The sequence below is a fragment of the Microcoleus sp. D2_18a_D3 genome (assembly GCF_036702455.1).
In the GTDB taxonomy this organism is placed as follows: Bacteria; Cyanobacteriota; Cyanobacteriia; order Cyanobacteriales; family Microcoleaceae; genus Microcoleus.
Map to the genome: position 1 here is coordinate 1 of NZ_JAUBTK010000016.1, position 15,807 is coordinate 15,807.

Sequence of the window (15,807 nt, forward strand, 5' to 3'; positions counted from 1 at the left end):
TAATAAAACGTTCTGCATATGGCTTTAGGAATTTTGAAAACTACAAAAATAGATGTTTACTTACTTGGCATTTTAATTGTTAGTTTGGCATACCAAGTAAGGAAGAACCTTATATCCTTTCCGTGTGCATCGAAATTATTCATCTCTCTCTTCTCTTCCTCTGTGAACTCTGCGTACTCTGCGGTTAAATCATTCCGATGCAACCGGAATTAATATTAAATTCCTTAAATCCGAAGAAAGCGAATCCGTTGCAGAACTTCCTTCTTTCGCCACAACAACAAAACAAAAAAAACCCGATTTCTTGGAGAAACCGGGTTTCTGAATACCCTCAAAGTTTTAGGTTTAATAAAGCTTTGATTTTTAACTCAAAACTCTCACGACTCACAACTTAAAACTCTTGAGATTTGGCTGTTGTTTTTGCCCGATCGAGCTTTAAAATCAACACCCCCAAAGGTGGCAAACACAAGTCGATCGAATAAGCACTGTTGTGGAACCACCACTCCTCAGTCCACTTGCCCCCCAAATTCCCCATATTGCTACCGCCGTATTCCCGCGCGTCGCTGTTAAACAACTCCGTATAGAAACCAGGTTCCGGCACTCCTACGCGATAGTGAGAGTGCGGCTGCGGCGTAAAATTGCACACGGTCACCACAAACTCGTCGCCATCCTTCTCTCGGCGCACAAATGCCACGACGCTGTGTCGATTGTCGCTGCAATCAATCCACTCAAACCCATCCTCAGCAAAATCTTGACTGTAAAGTGCCGTTTCGCTGCGGTACAAATGGTTCAAATCTTTAAAAAACAGCTTCAACTTTTGGTGCGGCTCGAATTGCAGCAACTGCCACTGCAAATCTCCCCAAACGTTCCACTCGTGCCACTGGCCGAACTCCATCCCCATAAAGATCGTTTTCTTGCCGGGATGAGCAAACATAAAAGTAAACAAACACCGCACGTTTGCAAACTTTTGCCATTCGTCTCCTGGCATTTTCCCGATGATGTGGGCTTTGCCGTGCACTACTTCATCATGGGACAAAGCCAGCATGAAATTCTCGCTGTGGTTGTACCACATACTGAAAGTTATGTTGTTCTGGTGGAACTGGCGGAACCACGGGTCCATGTGGTAATAGTCGAGCATATCGTGCATCCAACCCATGTTCCACTTCAGGTTGAAACCCAAACCGCCTACATAGGTCGGCCAAGATACCATCGGCCAAGAGGTAGATTCTTCGGCGATCGACAGCGCACCTGGGAAATAGCTAAAAATGACGTGATTCGCCTGACGCAGAAAATCTGCCGCCTCGATATTTTCCCGGCCCCCGTACTGGTTGGTCAGCCATTCTCCCGGTTCGCGGCAGTAATCCAAATAAAGCATCGAGGCTACGGCATCTACGCGAATCCCGTCGATGTGGTACTTGTCAAACCAGAACAGAGCGTTTGATACTAGGAAATTCCGCACTTCGTTGCGGCCGTAGTTAAATACTAGGGTTCCCCACTCTTTGTGCTCGCCCTTGCGGGAGTCGGCGTGTTCGTACAAGTGAGTTCCGTCAAAGAAAGCCAAACCGTGGCCGTCTTTGGGGAAATGTCCCGGTACCCAGTCCACCAGTACGCCAATGCCGTTGGCGTGGCACTGGTCCACAAAATACATGAAATCTTCAGGTGTGCCGTAGCGGGAGGTTGGGGCGAAATAACCGGTGACTTGATAGCCCCAAGAACCGTCGAAAGGATGTTCGGCGATGGGCAGCATTTCGATGTGGGTGAATCCCAAATCTTTGACGTAGGGTATCAGCCGATCGGCTAATTCCCGGTAAGTCAGAAAGCGCGCCCCAGGATTGAGTTCCGAAACCTGCACGGCGGGTTGTATTTCCCCATTTGGTAGCACGGCGGGTTCGTCAGTAGCGGCGTGCAGCCAAGAACCGATGTGGCATTCGTAAACCGAAACCGGCTGCGTCAGTGGGTCTGTGTGCCGCCGCTTTTCGATCCAAGCGCTGTCGTTCCAAGTGTAGGTGCTTAAGTCGGTGACAATTGATGCTGTTTTCGGCCGCACTTCTTGCTGGAAACCGTAAGGATCGGACTTTTCGTAGGGATGTCCGTCTTGGTTTTTCACTTCGTATTTGTAGGAAGTTCCCACGGATAGTCCCGGAATAAATAATTCCCAGATGCCGTTTTGCGATTTCCGCATTTGATGTTTGCGGCCGTCCCAATAGTTGAAATCTCCTAAAACAGAGACATTGCGGGCATTCGGGGCCCAAACGGCAAAATATACTCCTGTGATGCCACCTACTTCGGTGAGGTGCGCCCCGAGTTTTTCATAAATGCGGTGGTGATTGCCTTCTGAGAATAGGTGCTGGTCGAATTCTGTGAGTTTGGGCGATCGAAAGGCGTAGGGATCGTAGATGAAGCGCTCGTGTTCCCCTTCTTTGACCCGCAATTGATAGTTTGCTAGTTCTGGGGTGTCGATCGTACATTCAAAAAAGTGAGGGTGATGCTCTGATTTCATCGAGTATTCGGCCCTGGCTTCCGGCAAAACTACCGATACCGCATCCGCATTCGGCAGATAAGCTCGGACGACCCAGACTTTTTTGCCATTTTCTTCGATCGCATGAGGGCCTAGCACTTCAAAGGGATCGTGGTGCTGATTCCAAACAATGCGGTCAATCTGTTCAAAGGGGACGGTCGCGGGCATAAAACTACTTACCTCAATCTTTTAACTAAATGGCTTTCAAAACCTAGAGCGGCGCTGCACTTTACATTTCGATACATTTTTGATTGCTGATCCTACCACTGATTAGCACGATCTTGACTGCTGCAGATCCAGCGCGCGTCCTTGCACACACAGCAGGCTGTTGCCTTGCCGACGGCCGAGCTGGGGTTTTACTGCTAACATCTAAGTATAGAAATAGTGAACGAACCTGACGGTCAACTGAGTACAGTTAGACCGCAGGCTTCTTTTTCCTTTTTTTCAAAGGCTTTTTTGAGTGACGGAGTTCCCCCGCCACTTTCGTAACTTAGACCAATTCTCTTTATAAGCTTAGCTGAGTTTTTATCTCGAGCCAAAGATTCTCCGCATTGACAAGAATGCCAGCGCTCCGACAATTCTTTCGGTACTTTGTTGAGGCAATTCCAGCAATGTTGAGAAGTTCCTCTTGGAGAGACAAACAAAATGCTTTTACCCAATTTCCAGGCGACATATTTTAGGACGCTGGCGAATTGCCCATGAGCAGCATCAAGCATGGATTTATTCAAGCCACTTTTAGCTGACTGACCGGTCGGCAAATAAACCAAATTACCATTTTCAACATCAGTCTTGGGCTTGGCACGTCTAGTTAAATTTTTGACACTCAAGTCTTCAACAACTAAAACCTCACATTTACCGAATAGCTCATGTGCAGTTTTAAACTGAAAATCTAATCTAGCTCTAGCTACAAACTGATGGAGTTTGGAAATCTTGTCCTTGATAATCTTCCCAGGCTTAGAACCCTTGACTCTATTAGCTAAGTTCGCTTGAAGTTTTGCCAATTTCTGGGCCGACTTCCTCAAAAACCTAGGATTCTCAACTCTCTCGCCATTGGAAAGATAGACGTAATTAGTGATTCCCAGATCGATGCCAACAGTATTTTCGACCGTCGGTTGAATTTCTGCAACCGTTACGGGAACTGTTTTATCTTCTAGCGTCAGGGAGATATACCACCCATCAGCTTCTCTGATAACTGTTCCCGTCTTAACTGTGAACCTTGTTGGTATTGGACGGTGGAAAACCATAGGTACTTGACCTATTTTTGCGAGGTCAATACAAATCCTATTTTGCTCGTCCTTGACAATATCAAGATTGTCTAGTTGAGGATAAGTGAAAGATTTGTAGTAATGAAGCCCTTTGAATCTGGGCTTGCCTCTACGATTGCCATTTTTATCGGGCGTGGTGAAATTTGAAAAGGAAGTTTCCACTCTGTTGACGACATCTTGCAAAACCTGAGAGTCCAACACTTTATAATCAGGAAATAGCTTTTTTGTGTTTTTCAGGTCAGCCAGTTGTATGGTTTGCCACTGTACATATCCGCCTTCAATGTTCGATAAAACGTCACCTTTCCTGGTCAAAGGATTGCCTGACTCATCCTTTTTTCTACCATCCCTAGTTTGCACTCTCGTCAAAGGAATATTTTGATAAATTTCCTCAATCGGGACTATCGAAACAATCAAGGGGCAGGCGTTGATAGGTGTTCTCGTGGCTGACCACCACCTAAATCTATCGCCAAGTCGGTAGTTGTACTGCCGACGACAGAGCTCTAGGTGAGCCACCATCGTTGTTAGTTGGGCTTTTGTGGGTTTGAGGCGGTATTTGTAAGTGAGTTGCATTTTTTAACTTTCTTTTTTCGACCTTTGCATAGTATAGTTTGTGTATGTCCAAAATGCCACACCAAAGATTACCCTTTCAACACTTAGGAAGTACATCGAAAATCAAGATACTTCCCAAGATTAATTCATAGTGGCTAAGTCTAATTGTCGGTTTCCGTCCCTCCACCCGACGCTTCTTTCCATCACGCGGGCGTAATTTATTCGGGGTACTTCGCGCAGCGCTCAGATGTGTCCCCTCTAAATATACCGAGGGACTTCCCGGCTGGTAGTTAAAACAAATTGAAAAATTTATATTTTTTCCCAAATATCCTTGACTTATTTTTTTATATGTGATAACGGATATTTTTAAACTCTTGTCGATTGGCGACTGCAGGAGGGTCAACCCTGTAAGTGTTGGGGAGCAGTTAATAGTTTACCTGGAATTTTCAGGCAGGGACAATCGCCCGATCGGTAGACTTTCACATCTCGGAGGCGGGGTTTGCCCACAAAGTCCGTGAATTTGGGCAATACGCTCAAACAGCGAAGGATGCTTAACTCGGTATTGAGGAATCAAAGCTAAAGGACTCAGCATGGCGACAGCAGCAAGCAATATATGCCATGCTCAAGGCATCGCCTACGAAACTAGCACCATCCTACCAGCGACGGTGCAATAGGTTTAAAGCAGCACTCAGGCGCAACTGGAGCGAGTTTTGCCGAGGCCGGGTTAATACCGCAGTGGCGGGGCGCCAATTGAATCACTAAACTGGCTCAAAACAGACGGGTCGATTTGCTTGCCCGCAGCGGCGCGAAACTCGCAGTAAACACATCGAGTAGCAATGTCGATGCTTTCATCGAGCCTGTATTCGATCGTCGAAGCCTCAGCTTACTTTCCTCTCGTCTGCGGGCAACAGCGGCGGGGAAGGAAAACGAGACTCGATCGTGCAAAATTTTCGTCGCGTCTGCGCTCGCCTCCGGTTGACCAAGAATTTCAAAGGTGGTACCCGCCACGTGATTTATCCGTGGAATCAATCCCAAATCGAAAATCGAAAATCCTCAAGCCCCCGCATTTATCCGTGGGGTCGCCTCTAAAATCTAAAATCTAAAATCTAAAATCGATTGACCTTCGAGTTGAGGCAGCACCACGGGCACTGTCTTCAAACCTCCCGTCAGAGACTTGAGTTTCAAAACGTGCAGCCCGGGAGTCAAGTTTTCCACTTCAAAGGGGATGCCCTTGTAACCCAGCGTTAAGCGGACTTTGCTGCAGTAAGGGGATGTACGGAACAGTAGTAAAAGCATCAGACTACAACTAACACCCAACTTGAGACCTAGACCTCTGAGATGAAAAAATGCGAGGAGCGAACGATTTTTCACCTGGAGGCTAGGCTCGTTGGGCAAACACTCTCGGATCGCCCTAGTTAGGGAGACTTTTTAGGAGAAGGGGCAGGGGTAGTAGTTGCACCAGTCCCAGGAGTGGACTTTGGAGATGCAGAAGAAGCAGGGGGAGTAGTAGTAGTGCCAGTGCCACCAGTGCCGCCCGGAGAGGGGCTAGGGCTGGAGCCGCCGCCGGTATCTCCTCCGCAGGCGCCGAGGGCTACTGCCAAGCCCACGACCAAAGTCAAACGAATTAATCCCTTGTTCATAAAAACTCCTTAACATTGAAAACCCATCGCAAGGAAGGGAATAGTGTACTTGAGAAACAATGCTGGCACGAATAGCTCAACGATTCGCTCGTTGATTACAATACTGCATTTATTAATAAATTTCACATAGATTATCGCTAACCAGCAAAGATTTCTTTTTTTTGGCAAATCCTGAAGTCAAAGAGACCAGTGGTAGGATGGGTTGGTTGGCTTGTGAGGTATCCTTGGTAAGGATAACCGATCGAACCCAGATTGCCACAACTGGCGCTCGCCCTTGAAAAAAAACTCTTAAGCTCAATCAAGCTGAAGCTACCCCACTTTACGTATTGGTGAACTCTATGACCGCTGCTATCAGATCCCCCGATTCTCCCCGCTCCCGATCGACCCGCAAGCCCGCTGCTGGCCCAGCCAAAAGCAAAGTTACTTCTATTGCCCGAGCTAGGCGGGCGAAGACAGGGCCAGTATTGCCCAACTACTCGCCAGCAGACGAACAGGCTCAGGTTCGGCAGTCCGCATCGGTGCTGAAAGTCATGCCAGCTCGCCAGCAGCAGCCAGTGTGGTTGCGATCGCTCCTGCAGGCACAGCGCGCCTCCTCAGTGGTAGCAGTTATGCTTTTGGGCGGTGCTCTGAGTCTCTACGGCTTGACTGTTTACGGCGAGCAGCGCTGGAGTCAGGATTATCAAAAACTGGAAACTCTGCGCCTCCAAGAACAGCAGTTGAGTGCTGCTAGCGAAGTCTTGAAACACCAACTTGCTAAAGAAGCCCAAAATCCAGAAACCGGTTTGGCTCCACAGAATCCAGGGAACACGATTTTCTTGCAGCCGGCCCCTGAAACCAGATCGCCCCTTGCGGCACCAAGTTCTGAACCCGCTCTCAAGAAGGGAGGCGGTGTGGAAACACCGCTGGGCTATTAAGCCTGTGTCAAAGCGGAGAGTGCCCTCCGGGCATGAGTGTCCGAGGGCCTGAGAATTGGAGGATCTAATTTCCTTTTTGACTTTTTTGCAAGTCGCGATCGATTTTCTGCTTGCAACCGGAAGTTACAAGTTAAAAATAATTAACACCACTTCAAAAAACAGAATGCAACTCTAGATCCGATCGAAAGGCTGATAGCGATCGCTCATTCCCAAGTATTTAATTTTCTCTCCTAAACCATAAATTCTAAATTCTAAATTCTAAAATGATTTATAGCGGTTCTCAAGCGTGGTGAGGTATGCCCAATGCCCAATGCCCAATGCCCAATGCCCAATGCCCAATGCCCAATGCCCAATGCCCAATGCCCAATGCCAGATAGTACATCATGTTACTGAGAAACGCTATAACTTGCTATTGAATTTTTAATGCCATGAGCTACGACCCCCGTTTTGACCGCTACAGATCGCCGAATTTCAAACGCCCAAAACAGGGGGGCGATCGCACTGGGTGGGAAAAACCAGCCAAACCTAGATATTCGGGCAGCTTCGGCCGCTCGCCACAACAGACGGCTGCATCTTGGGGGCGACCGGTAGAGCGTTTAAAGCGCAGCAAGTTCCGTTTGTGGGCGGTGTGGGCGGTATTAATGCTGGGGGGGCTGGGGCTGGCTGTGAATTTGTTTTATTTGCAGGTGACGCGAGCTCCGGCACTGCGTAAACAGGCCGAGCAGCAGCAAACTCTCAAAACGAAGCCGTTTGTACCGAGACGCCCGATAATTGACCGCGCAGGGAATGTTTTGGCGATCGACAGACAGGTGTACACGCTCTACGCTCACCCGAAGTTGTTTAACCACTCGAAGGCGGAAATTGCTGCTAAATTGGCTCCGATGCTGGCGATCGAACTGACTCCGGGCACTACGTCGGAAACTGAGTTGATACGCAGGTTTAATCTTGCTGAAAGCGGTATTACAATTGCGGAGTCTCTGCCTCAAGAGGTTGCCGATCGCGTCGCTGGGATGCAAATTAAAGAGAATTTGGTCGATGGCTTGGAGTTGCTGCGGCAGCAGCAGCGTTTTTACCCGCAGCAGGAGTTGGCGGCTGATATCCTCGGTTATGTGGACGGGGAACGGAAGGGACAAGCCGGGGTGGAATACAGCCAGCAGAATTTGTTGGAACGATCGATGCCGTCGATTCAGTTTAGCAGGTCGAGCAATGGGAATTGGGTTCCCGATCGGCTGACGGCGGGATTTGTGCAGCTTGATGACTTGAAATTGCAATTGACGATCGACAGTCGCTTGCAGCGGGCTGCGCGAGTTGCTCTCAAGGAAAAAATGAAGCAACACAATGCGAAGCGGGGCACAGTGATTGTGATGGATGCCCGTAACGGGGAATTGCTGTCAGTGGTAGCGGAACCTTCTTATGACCCGAATCAATATTTTAATTTCGATTTGTCGCGCTATAAAAATTGGGCTGTCACTGATGTTTATGAGCCTGGTTCGACTTTTAAAGCGATTAATGTGGCGATCGCTCTGGAAGCGGGTGCGGTGAAACCTAATACTGTGTTTAACGATGAAGGTCGGATTTACATGAATCCCTGGACTATCCAAAATTCCGATTACAAAATCGTAGGCGCGCGCGGCCCTTCCACTGTTACTGAGATTTTGAAACATTCTAGCAATGTGGGGATGGTACACATCATGAGAACCATGAAACCTTCTCTTTACTATCAAGCTTTAGAAAAACTCGGACTCGGACAAACTGCGGGAACAGATTTGCCTTTTGAAGTAACCAGTCAGCTTAAAAATCGAGAGCAATTTATTAACTCTCCGGTGGAAGTTGCTACTACGGCTTTTGGGCAAGGTTTTTCGATTACTCCGATGCAGTTGGTGCAGCTTAACGGCGCTTTGGCTAACGGTGGCAAGTTGGTGACTCCTCACGTTGTGCGGGGACTTTTTGATAGGGATGGTGAAGCTTATTGGAAGCTTCCGAGGCCGGTTCCGAAGCAGGTTTTTTCGCCGGAAACTACTAAGCAGGTGTTAGAAATGATGGAAACTGTGGTTGATGGTGGTACGGGGAAAGCTGCACAAATTCCAGGGTATCGGATTGCTGGAAAAACGGGTACGGCTCAAAAAGCTAATGCTGGTGGGGGTTATTCTGACAAGGCGATTATTACTAGCTTTGTGGGGATAATGCCTGTGGAGGCTCCTCGGTATGTGGTTTTGGCGGTGATTGATGAGCCGAAGGAGGGTTCTTCGGGGGGTACGGTGGCGGCGCCGATTGTGGAGTCGGTGATGGAGGCGCTGATTTCTATTGAGAAGATTGCGCCGAGTAAGAAGTAGTTGATTATATCTGAGATGTTGCGTCAGGAATTGACGCTCGAATTTGACGATCGAAAACACGGCTATTGAGGACACGGCAATGCCGTTTCCCTACCCCCAACATAATTCATCGCCCTGTCAGTAACAATATCTTTTGTTTTCGTTGGGTGTTGATTGTCTTTGGGAGGTGCGTTTATGTCCGAGGAGAGTCGAAATGATGATGCAGCGTTGGCTGTTTCTTAAGTTGGGATGATATAGTGTTAGGGTTCCTTTGGCTCTTATACTCGTTAGCGTGCAGTCGTGGTCGCTTCGAGATACGGGGCAACCTCGATGGTTGAACATGACGCGCCGGATTGTGCCCTTTGCTTTTTGCTCGTTGCTTTCATTTACTTGGAGCACTGTTGTTTCATCTGTATCGATTTGAATTTGCGGTTCTAGGTTTTTCCATTGACTGGCTGCTACTTGGCCGGGGGGAATGTCGGCTGGGTGAACGGCTATTTGTACATTTTCTCCTACTTGTTTGAAGCTGGCTTGCCATGAAATTTTGGATCGTTTGGCGTTGCTGTGGGCAAGTTCCATTGCCCAATAAGCTCGATCGAGCGATACCTTTAAACGGTGGTTGTTGATAAACATTAGCCAAGAGGGGGCGACGATCGCACTAAATATTCCTATGATTAAAATAATTATCAATAGCTCAATCAGGGTAAAACCTGCGGCAGGTGTAGTGGCTCTGCCTTTGAGCGTTTTATTTATTGACACGTAGATGCACTCCCTGATATTTAGCTGGACAAAAAAACAGCTAGGAGGAGCTATTTTTTATTGGGTATATTTTAACTTTGGGTTTGGCGAGTGTGTAGATCGGTAATTACTGAAAATTTATGCGACTTTAAAAAAACTGCGGGTAAGGAAACGGCAGTCAGGAAACGGTAGTGCGGTTTCCCTACAGCAATTTTGTCGATCGCCCCTTCGCACCAGAGCGCGAAGGTATCAGCAGGTGGGGTTAAGGTCGCGGATCTGACGGGGTGACAACGCTTCTGTCTTTTTGAGAGCGATCGATTTAAACTCTTATCAGTGCAAGGCTGTCCGGTTTTTTGTCACTCCGTCAGGATAATTACTCTCATAACCCTACCCAATCAGGAGACTCAAATATATGCAATACAAAAACGGTATGCCAATTGCCATTATTGGCGCGGGAATATCAGGCATTACGACAGCCAATATTCTCAAGAAAAATGGCTTCCAAGCAGTTGTTTTTGAGAAATCCGAAAAGATGGGCGGAGTATGGGCACTTGCATACCCAAACGTACACCTGCAAAATATCAGGGAACAGTATCATTTATCAGATTTTCCGTGGCCATTCACGCCTGATTTACATCCCACGGGAGAACAAATCATGAATTATTGGGGGCAAGCGGTCAACCATCTAAAGCTTGATGTGCGGTTAAATCACGAAGTTATCGAACTAAAAGAAACAGAAGAGGGCTGGCTATTAAGATATAAAAACCAGGAGGGCGTTCACGAAGAATTATTTGGATACGTCGTTATCTCAGTTGGGCAATATACAGAAGGAAAGTATCAACCTGAATTTCCAGGTATCGAAGATTTCGGCGGGAAAATCATCACTGAACGGGATGTCCACACGCTTGATATATTCGACAATCAACGAGTTGTAATCGTTGGCTTCGGAAAAAGCGCTTTGGACATGGCGACTTTCGCAGCAAAACAAGGCGCGCAAGTAAATCATGTATTTCGTACACCGCGCTGGCTTATCCCCGAATGGATTTTGGGCGTACATTTTACCTACGCATTATTCAGCCGCTTTGGAACAGTGATGATGACAAGTTGGGCACATCCAACCGCCATTGAACGTTTCCTGCACAATCGCCTTGGCTTCATTGTTTCAGCTTTTTGGGATTTGATTGCATCCATCTTCCGCTTTCAAGTTCAGCGAAATGTTTCTGGAAAAGGTCAAGAAGCCCAGCGCCGCATCAAAGCTGTACAACCTGACCACAAACTATTGCCTGATTTACGTTCAGCCACAGCGGTTGCGCCTGAAAATTACTATCCGTTTATTGCAGAAGGAAAAATCTCGCCCCACCGTGCAGAGTTATCGGGTTTTTCGCCAGAAGCAGTAAAGTTGAAAAATGGTTGCGAGATTCCATGCGATTTAGTTGTTCTATCTTTGGGTTCGCAAACGCCGATTTTTCCATTTTTGCCTGATAAATATCGAAAAATGTTGGAAACCGAACCCGATGGCGTGCAGTTATATCGCCACTTGCTTCATCCTCGCATTCCGGGCATTGCCTTTGCTGGGTTCAATCATGGATATATGCACGTGCCAGCAGTCGAGATTGCCACACAATGGCTGTGTGCTTACTTGCGTGGTGAACTTGAGTTACCTTCCAGCGAAAATATGGAAAAAAGTATTGAATGTATCCGCCAGTGGAAACGCGCAAATATTCAATTTGAACCTTCGCGCTCCTGTGCGATTAACACTCGCTTCCAACAATATATTGACATCATGCTTAAAGATATGGGTATTTCTCCTTATCGAAAATTGCCTAACATTTTCGCTGAGATATTCGGCCGATATCAACCATCAGATTATCTTGGCGTATCGGAAGAATATAATCACAAAAAGACAAGTCGCTCTACTCCACTACACCCTCTTTCGTTGGATACATGATTGCTTGCAAAGCTTACCAGGGGTCAATTGATATCAATTCCGGTTGCACCGGAATTATTGTTGACTGTTGACTGTTGACTGTTAACTGTCAGTCCAAAAACTGAATGATAGTTGAGTATTGACTGTTGATTCGATTTTACAATTCGATGCTAGCGGAGTTGATATGACGCGCTATTCGGCTGCCCATTTCGTACTGATTGGAAAGGATATCCAAGCTTGGGTAAATTTATTGGGTGAAGATTCGGTCTGATTGTTCGAGTGCCAAAATCTAAGTTTTCTACCAAAAACTTGAGTGAATTCTGAGCATAATTGCTGATTGACAAATGCTTCCCTAGCTTAAGTTGTTACCTTACAAATGGGCACTGCCGGGGAAGAAAAATCGCTCGGCTACGCCTCCAATTCCACTCACCAATGCCCAATTTCCCATTCTCAATCCCAAATTATTTGGATTTTTTCGGACTATTCAAAGAGTTAAGATGATTGTTCATATCCTGCAAATATTTTGATAAAACAGGATACTGTGAAGTTGCTAGTAGTGCATCTTTTTTCTGGCTGACAGTTGTTTCTAAGGGCAAAACTCGATAGTTCGTTTTATTGTTCAAAGTATAGCGGTGTACCCAAGTCGGAAAGGTTTTGATGCTGGTAATTTCTGTGGTTTTTTCTGGCAATGTTTTGCGAAGATTTACTTGGAAAATCACGCCTAAGTCTGTATATTTTTTATTCTGGCCGGAAATGAAGTTTCCCATTGAATAAATTGCTACAGCTTTGCGGGTTTTCCCATTTTTGCCGGGGAAGTTAAAAATTTTGTAAGGTTGGACGACGTGGGGATGGCTGCCGAGAATGATGTCTGCACCAGCTTTTAATAGGTTTTCCACTAATTGTTTTTGTTGGGTGTTTGGCTGTCGCTGATATTCGTCGCCAAAATGCAGGGAAATTGCGATAATATCTGCTCCTTGTTTGCGGGCTTTGGCAATGTCTTTGACTATCTTTTTTTCGTCGATTAGGGAAACTAAGTAATCTTTGCCTTTGGGTATGGGAATGCCGTTTGTGCCGTAGGTGTAGGCTAGCTTGGCTAATGAAATGTTGTTTTTGGTGCTGATAAAAGTGCGTGAAGCCTCGGCGGCTGATGTGGCTGTTCCTATGGCAGCAATTTGGCGATCGCTCAGATTGGCGATCGTCCTAATTACCCCTTTTTCTCCCCGGTCTAAAGCATGATTGTTCGCGGTTGTCAATATATTAAATCCGGCTTTTTTAGCAGCATCCGCTAATTGAGCCGGTGCGTTAAATAGCGGATATCCCGTATATCCGCCCGCATCTTCGCCCGCTAAAGGTGTTTCGAGATTTCCGATCACCCAATCGCCTGTTGACAGGATACTTTTAACTGGTGCGAAGAAAGTGTCAAAGTTGTAAGTTTTCTTTTTGGCGTCGTAGCCCGATCGCGTTTGGGTACTGTGCATCATGATGTCGCCGACAGCAATTAGTTTCGCTTCTTTGATCTCCGACTTTGGTTTGGGGGGAACAGAGGCTGCAATTGGCGATGGCGTCCCGCCCCGCAAGCTACGACTTTCTGTAGGCTGTGTGTTAGTTTGTGGCGTTTGGATATTGCAGCCTGCGATCGAAAGCATGGCAATTATCGAGAGCAACCGACGAAAATTCATGATTTTTGAGAGTAATTTGTCGGCTTGTATGATATCATAAATAATTTAGTTACAGCTCAAAAAATGAAAAAAAACTATCTAATTCTTGCCTTAATTGTTTTTGTAGCAATTACGGGTTTTGGGGTTTTAACTTACGCTCAAACTTCGGGCGATAAACCTTTTGAATTTGCCTTGATTGGCGATTTGCCCTACAGTGCCGAACAAGAAGCAAAATTTCCGAGTTTGATTGCAGATATCAATCGATCGCCCGCAGCGTTTGTCGTCCACGACGGCGACATTAAAAACGGTTCTAGTGTCTGCGATGATGCAACTTTTGTCAGTCGCAAGCAGTTATTTGATAATTTTGAAATTCCATTTATTCTAGTTTATGGTGACAATGAATGGACGGATTGCCACCGTTCAAAAAACGGCAGTTACGATCCAGTAGAAAGACTCGCTAAACTGCGGGAAATTTTCAACCAAGGTAATCAAAGTTTGGGAAAGCGCACCTTAACTCTCACCCGTCAAAGCGAAAACCCGCAGTTTGCTAAATTCCGCGAAAATGTTCGCTGGATTTATCATGGAGTTGTGTTTTTCGCGATTAATATGCCGGGAAGCAACAACAATTTTGGCCGCACTCCCGAAGCAGATGCTGAATATGCCGATCGCAATTGGGCTAACTTAGCCTGGATCAAAGAATGTTTTGCTTTAGCCAAACGCAGCAACAGCAAAGGAATTGTGTTAGTTGCACAAGCAAATCCGGGATTTGAATTCGATCCGACGGACAAAAGAAGAAGTGGTTACAACGATTTTATCGCAACTCTGGAAACAGAAACAGGCAATTTCCCAGGGCAGGTTGTATTCGTCCACGGCGATACTCACTATTTCCGCATCGATAAACCTTTACCCCATTTTACCGATGAGACTCAATTACCGAGAATGAAAAATTTTACTAGAGTTGAAACTTTTGGTTCTCCAAACGTGCATTGGTTGCGGGCTTTTTATGACCCAGAAAATCCTAATTTATTTGAATTTAAACAGCAGATTGTCCCGCAAAATTAGGCAACACAGCACATTTTTAATGCAAGATAAATATTTTTTTCGCTTACACGGAAGATAGGTAGAATTGAGGAATTTATTTATGACAATCGCAACTGGGCGTCTCACCCTGGAAGAATTTCTGAAACTGCCAGAAACTAAACCTGCCAGCGAATAAATTGAGGGGGAGATTATCCAAAAACCTATGCCGAAAACAAAGCACAGCCGATTGCGATTAAAAGCGTGCAATGAAATTAATCAGGTGACGGAAACTTCAAAGATAGCTTATGCGTTTCCAGAGTTGCGGTGTACGTTTGGCGATCGATTGTTCCAGATATTGCGGTACTATTGTGGGAACAGATTCAATTTGATGACAGTGGCGAACCAGTAGATGATGTGCTAATTGCACCGTATTGGGCGATCGAAATCCTGTCGCCACAACAAAGCTCAAATCGCGTAACTAGAAAAATTATTCACTGTCTTCAACATAATTGTCAGTTGGGGTGGCTAATCGATCCAGACGATAGATCGATTTTAGCGTTTTTGCCCAACCAACAACCGCAATTCTGCGAAGGTAGCGATGTCCTTCCTGTGCCCGAAATGATTCCCCTGAATATCACCGCTGAACAGGTGTTTAGCTGGTTGAAAATGCAACAATGAATCAGGGCGATCGTCTTTTTTGTACTACTTTTAAAACTTTCCCTGTTTGGTTTGTAGTGAAAACTTTAACTTTCATCTCAACTAAGGACTGAAATCCTTACTACAAACCAAATCCCCTATTGCCGCCACCTGTCAAATTGGTCTTCGGAACAGCCATTAATAAATTGATTGTTCACCCAACCGTCAAGGATTGTAAAAGTTTCATTAGGAGGATTACCCGAAAATCTTGCCGCAATTTTCACCCAATTACCTTGTCTGCTGACAGCCCTAACTCCGTCTCCTCTTTTCAATTTAGCAACAACCGCGTACTTAGTGCCTGGGCCTTTGCGAATGTTAACAGCGCCACCTTCACCTGTAATAAACGAGCAATGAGTTTGCTTTTTTAAAGCTTCTGCTTTTGCGGGAGCAAGGCTTTGCTGCTTGCCGAAAACAGGAAAGCTGTAAAGTGAGAAGCTAAAACTTGCAACGACGGCTGCAATAAAAAAGGCTTTTGATTGAGTAAAAATTAGCATTATTTCATTTCCTTGGATTGACAGAACTGAAGTCCTGACTATGATTTTTGGGAGAAGGACTTCAGTCCTTACTACTCAC

General features: G+C 46.1%; 12 protein-coding genes and 1 pseudogene. 5 read left to right on the forward strand and 8 right to left on the reverse strand.

The genetic code is table 11. From position 1 onward, the window contains the following. Positions 1 to 388: 388 nt before the first annotated feature. The 5 genes from glgB to QUB06_RS10040 form a co-directional block, all read right to left on the reverse strand. Positions 389 to 2,683, reverse strand: a complete 2,295-nt coding sequence (glgB, locus tag QUB06_RS10020) for a 1,4-alpha-glucan branching enzyme (RefSeq protein ID WP_333413445.1) — start codon at positions 2,681 to 2,683, stop codon at positions 389 to 391. Between the two features lie 233 nt (positions 2,684 to 2,916). Continuing rightward, a complete protein-coding gene (locus QUB06_RS10025; RefSeq protein WP_333435165.1) occupies positions 2,917 to 4,350 on the reverse strand; it encodes a transposase in 1,434 nt (477 codons plus the stop codon). Between the two features lie 747 nt (positions 4,351 to 5,097). Further along, entirely contained in the window at positions 5,098 to 5,337 is a 240-nt protein-coding gene (locus QUB06_RS10030) for a hypothetical protein (protein WP_333435166.1), read from the reverse strand. Positions 5,338 to 5,421: 84 nt separating this feature from the next. Continuing rightward, the gene (locus QUB06_RS10035) at positions 5,422 to 5,625 is read right to left on the reverse strand and encodes a glutathione S-transferase N-terminal domain-containing protein (protein WP_333435167.1); all 204 of its coding nucleotides are present in this window, start codon (positions 5,623 to 5,625) and stop codon (positions 5,422 to 5,424) included. Between the two features lie 119 nt (positions 5,626 to 5,744). Then, on the reverse strand, positions 5,745 to 5,969 hold the full coding sequence (locus QUB06_RS10040) for a serine protease (RefSeq protein ID WP_333435168.1): 225 nt from the start codon (positions 5,967 to 5,969) through the stop codon (positions 5,745 to 5,747). A 338-nt stretch (positions 5,970 to 6,307) separates the two neighbouring features. Here QUB06_RS10040 and QUB06_RS10045 point away from each other — a divergent pair, with 338 nt between their 5' ends. Continuing rightward, the gene (locus tag QUB06_RS10045; RefSeq protein WP_333435169.1) at positions 6,308 to 6,883 is read left to right on the forward strand and encodes a hypothetical protein; all 576 of its coding nucleotides are present in this window, start codon (positions 6,308 to 6,310) and stop codon (positions 6,881 to 6,883) included. Positions 6,884 to 7,311: 428 nt separating this feature from the next. Continuing rightward, complete coding sequence (locus QUB06_RS10050) at positions 7,312 to 9,216, forward strand: penicillin-binding protein 2 (protein ID WP_333435170.1); 1,905 nt, start codon at positions 7,312 to 7,314, stop codon at positions 9,214 to 9,216. Between the two features lie 117 nt (positions 9,217 to 9,333). Here QUB06_RS10050 and QUB06_RS10055 read toward each other — a convergent pair whose 3' ends face one another. Then, entirely contained in the window at positions 9,334 to 9,954 is a 621-nt protein-coding gene (locus tag QUB06_RS10055; protein ID WP_333435171.1) for a prepilin-type N-terminal cleavage/methylation domain-containing protein, read from the reverse strand. A gap of 391 nt (positions 9,955 to 10,345) precedes the next feature. On the opposite strand from QUB06_RS10055, the gene QUB06_RS10060 reads away from it, so the two are divergent. Beyond that, positions 10,346 to 11,881, forward strand: a complete 1,536-nt coding sequence (locus QUB06_RS10060; RefSeq protein ID WP_333435172.1) for an NAD(P)/FAD-dependent oxidoreductase — start codon at positions 10,346 to 10,348, stop codon at positions 11,879 to 11,881. Between the two features lie 440 nt (positions 11,882 to 12,321). Here the strand turns inward: QUB06_RS10060 and QUB06_RS10065 are convergent, their stop codons facing one another. Next, positions 12,322 to 13,539, reverse strand: coding sequence for a CapA family protein (locus QUB06_RS10065; RefSeq protein ID WP_333435173.1), 1,218 nt, complete (start codon positions 13,537 to 13,539; stop codon positions 12,322 to 12,324). A 63-nt stretch (positions 13,540 to 13,602) separates the two neighbouring features. Between QUB06_RS10065 and QUB06_RS10070 the strand changes: the two genes are divergently transcribed. Together QUB06_RS10070 and QUB06_RS10075 are read left to right on the forward strand one after the other, a co-directional pair. Then, on the forward strand, positions 13,603 to 14,580 hold the full coding sequence (locus QUB06_RS10070) for a hypothetical protein (protein ID WP_333435174.1): 978 nt from the start codon (positions 13,603 to 13,605) through the stop codon (positions 14,578 to 14,580). Between the two features lie 79 nt (positions 14,581 to 14,659). Further along, positions 14,660 to 15,216 (forward strand): annotated as a pseudogene (locus tag QUB06_RS10075) (Uma2 family endonuclease). Between the two features lie 116 nt (positions 15,217 to 15,332). Here the strand turns inward: QUB06_RS10075 and QUB06_RS10080 are convergent. Beyond that, positions 15,333 to 15,728: an SH3 domain-containing protein gene (locus QUB06_RS10080; RefSeq protein WP_333435175.1), complete on the reverse strand. Its 396-nt coding sequence runs from the start codon at positions 15,726 to 15,728 to the stop codon at positions 15,333 to 15,335. Positions 15,729 to 15,807: the final 79 nt, after the last annotated feature.

Excerpts from the sequence above, each read along its gene's own strand:
- glgB (WP_333413445.1), bottom strand. The coding sequence starts at position 2,683 with ATGCCCGCGACCGTCCCCTTTGAACAGATTGACCGCATTGTTTGGAAT.
- QUB06_RS10025 (WP_333435165.1), bottom strand. The coding sequence starts at position 4,350 with ATGCAACTCACTTACAAATACCGCCTCAAACCCACAAAAGCCCAACTA.
- QUB06_RS10035 (WP_333435167.1), bottom strand. The coding sequence starts at position 5,625 with ATGCTTTTACTACTGTTCCGTACATCCCCTTACTGCAGCAAAGTCCGC.
- QUB06_RS10040 (WP_333435168.1), bottom strand. The coding sequence starts at position 5,969 with ATGAACAAGGGATTAATTCGTTTGACTTTGGTCGTGGGCTTGGCAGTA.
- QUB06_RS10045 (WP_333435169.1), top strand. The coding sequence starts at position 6,308 with ATGACCGCTGCTATCAGATCCCCCGATTCTCCCCGCTCCCGATCGACC.
- QUB06_RS10050 (WP_333435170.1), top strand. The coding sequence starts at position 7,312 with ATGAGCTACGACCCCCGTTTTGACCGCTACAGATCGCCGAATTTCAAA.
- QUB06_RS10060 (WP_333435172.1), top strand. The coding sequence starts at position 10,346 with ATGCAATACAAAAACGGTATGCCAATTGCCATTATTGGCGCGGGAATA.
- QUB06_RS10065 (WP_333435173.1), bottom strand. The coding sequence starts at position 13,539 with ATGAATTTTCGTCGGTTGCTCTCGATAATTGCCATGCTTTCGATCGCA.
- QUB06_RS10070 (WP_333435174.1), top strand. The coding sequence starts at position 13,603 with ATGAAAAAAAACTATCTAATTCTTGCCTTAATTGTTTTTGTAGCAATT.
- QUB06_RS10080 (WP_333435175.1), bottom strand. The coding sequence starts at position 15,728 with ATGCTAATTTTTACTCAATCAAAAGCCTTTTTTATTGCAGCCGTCGTT.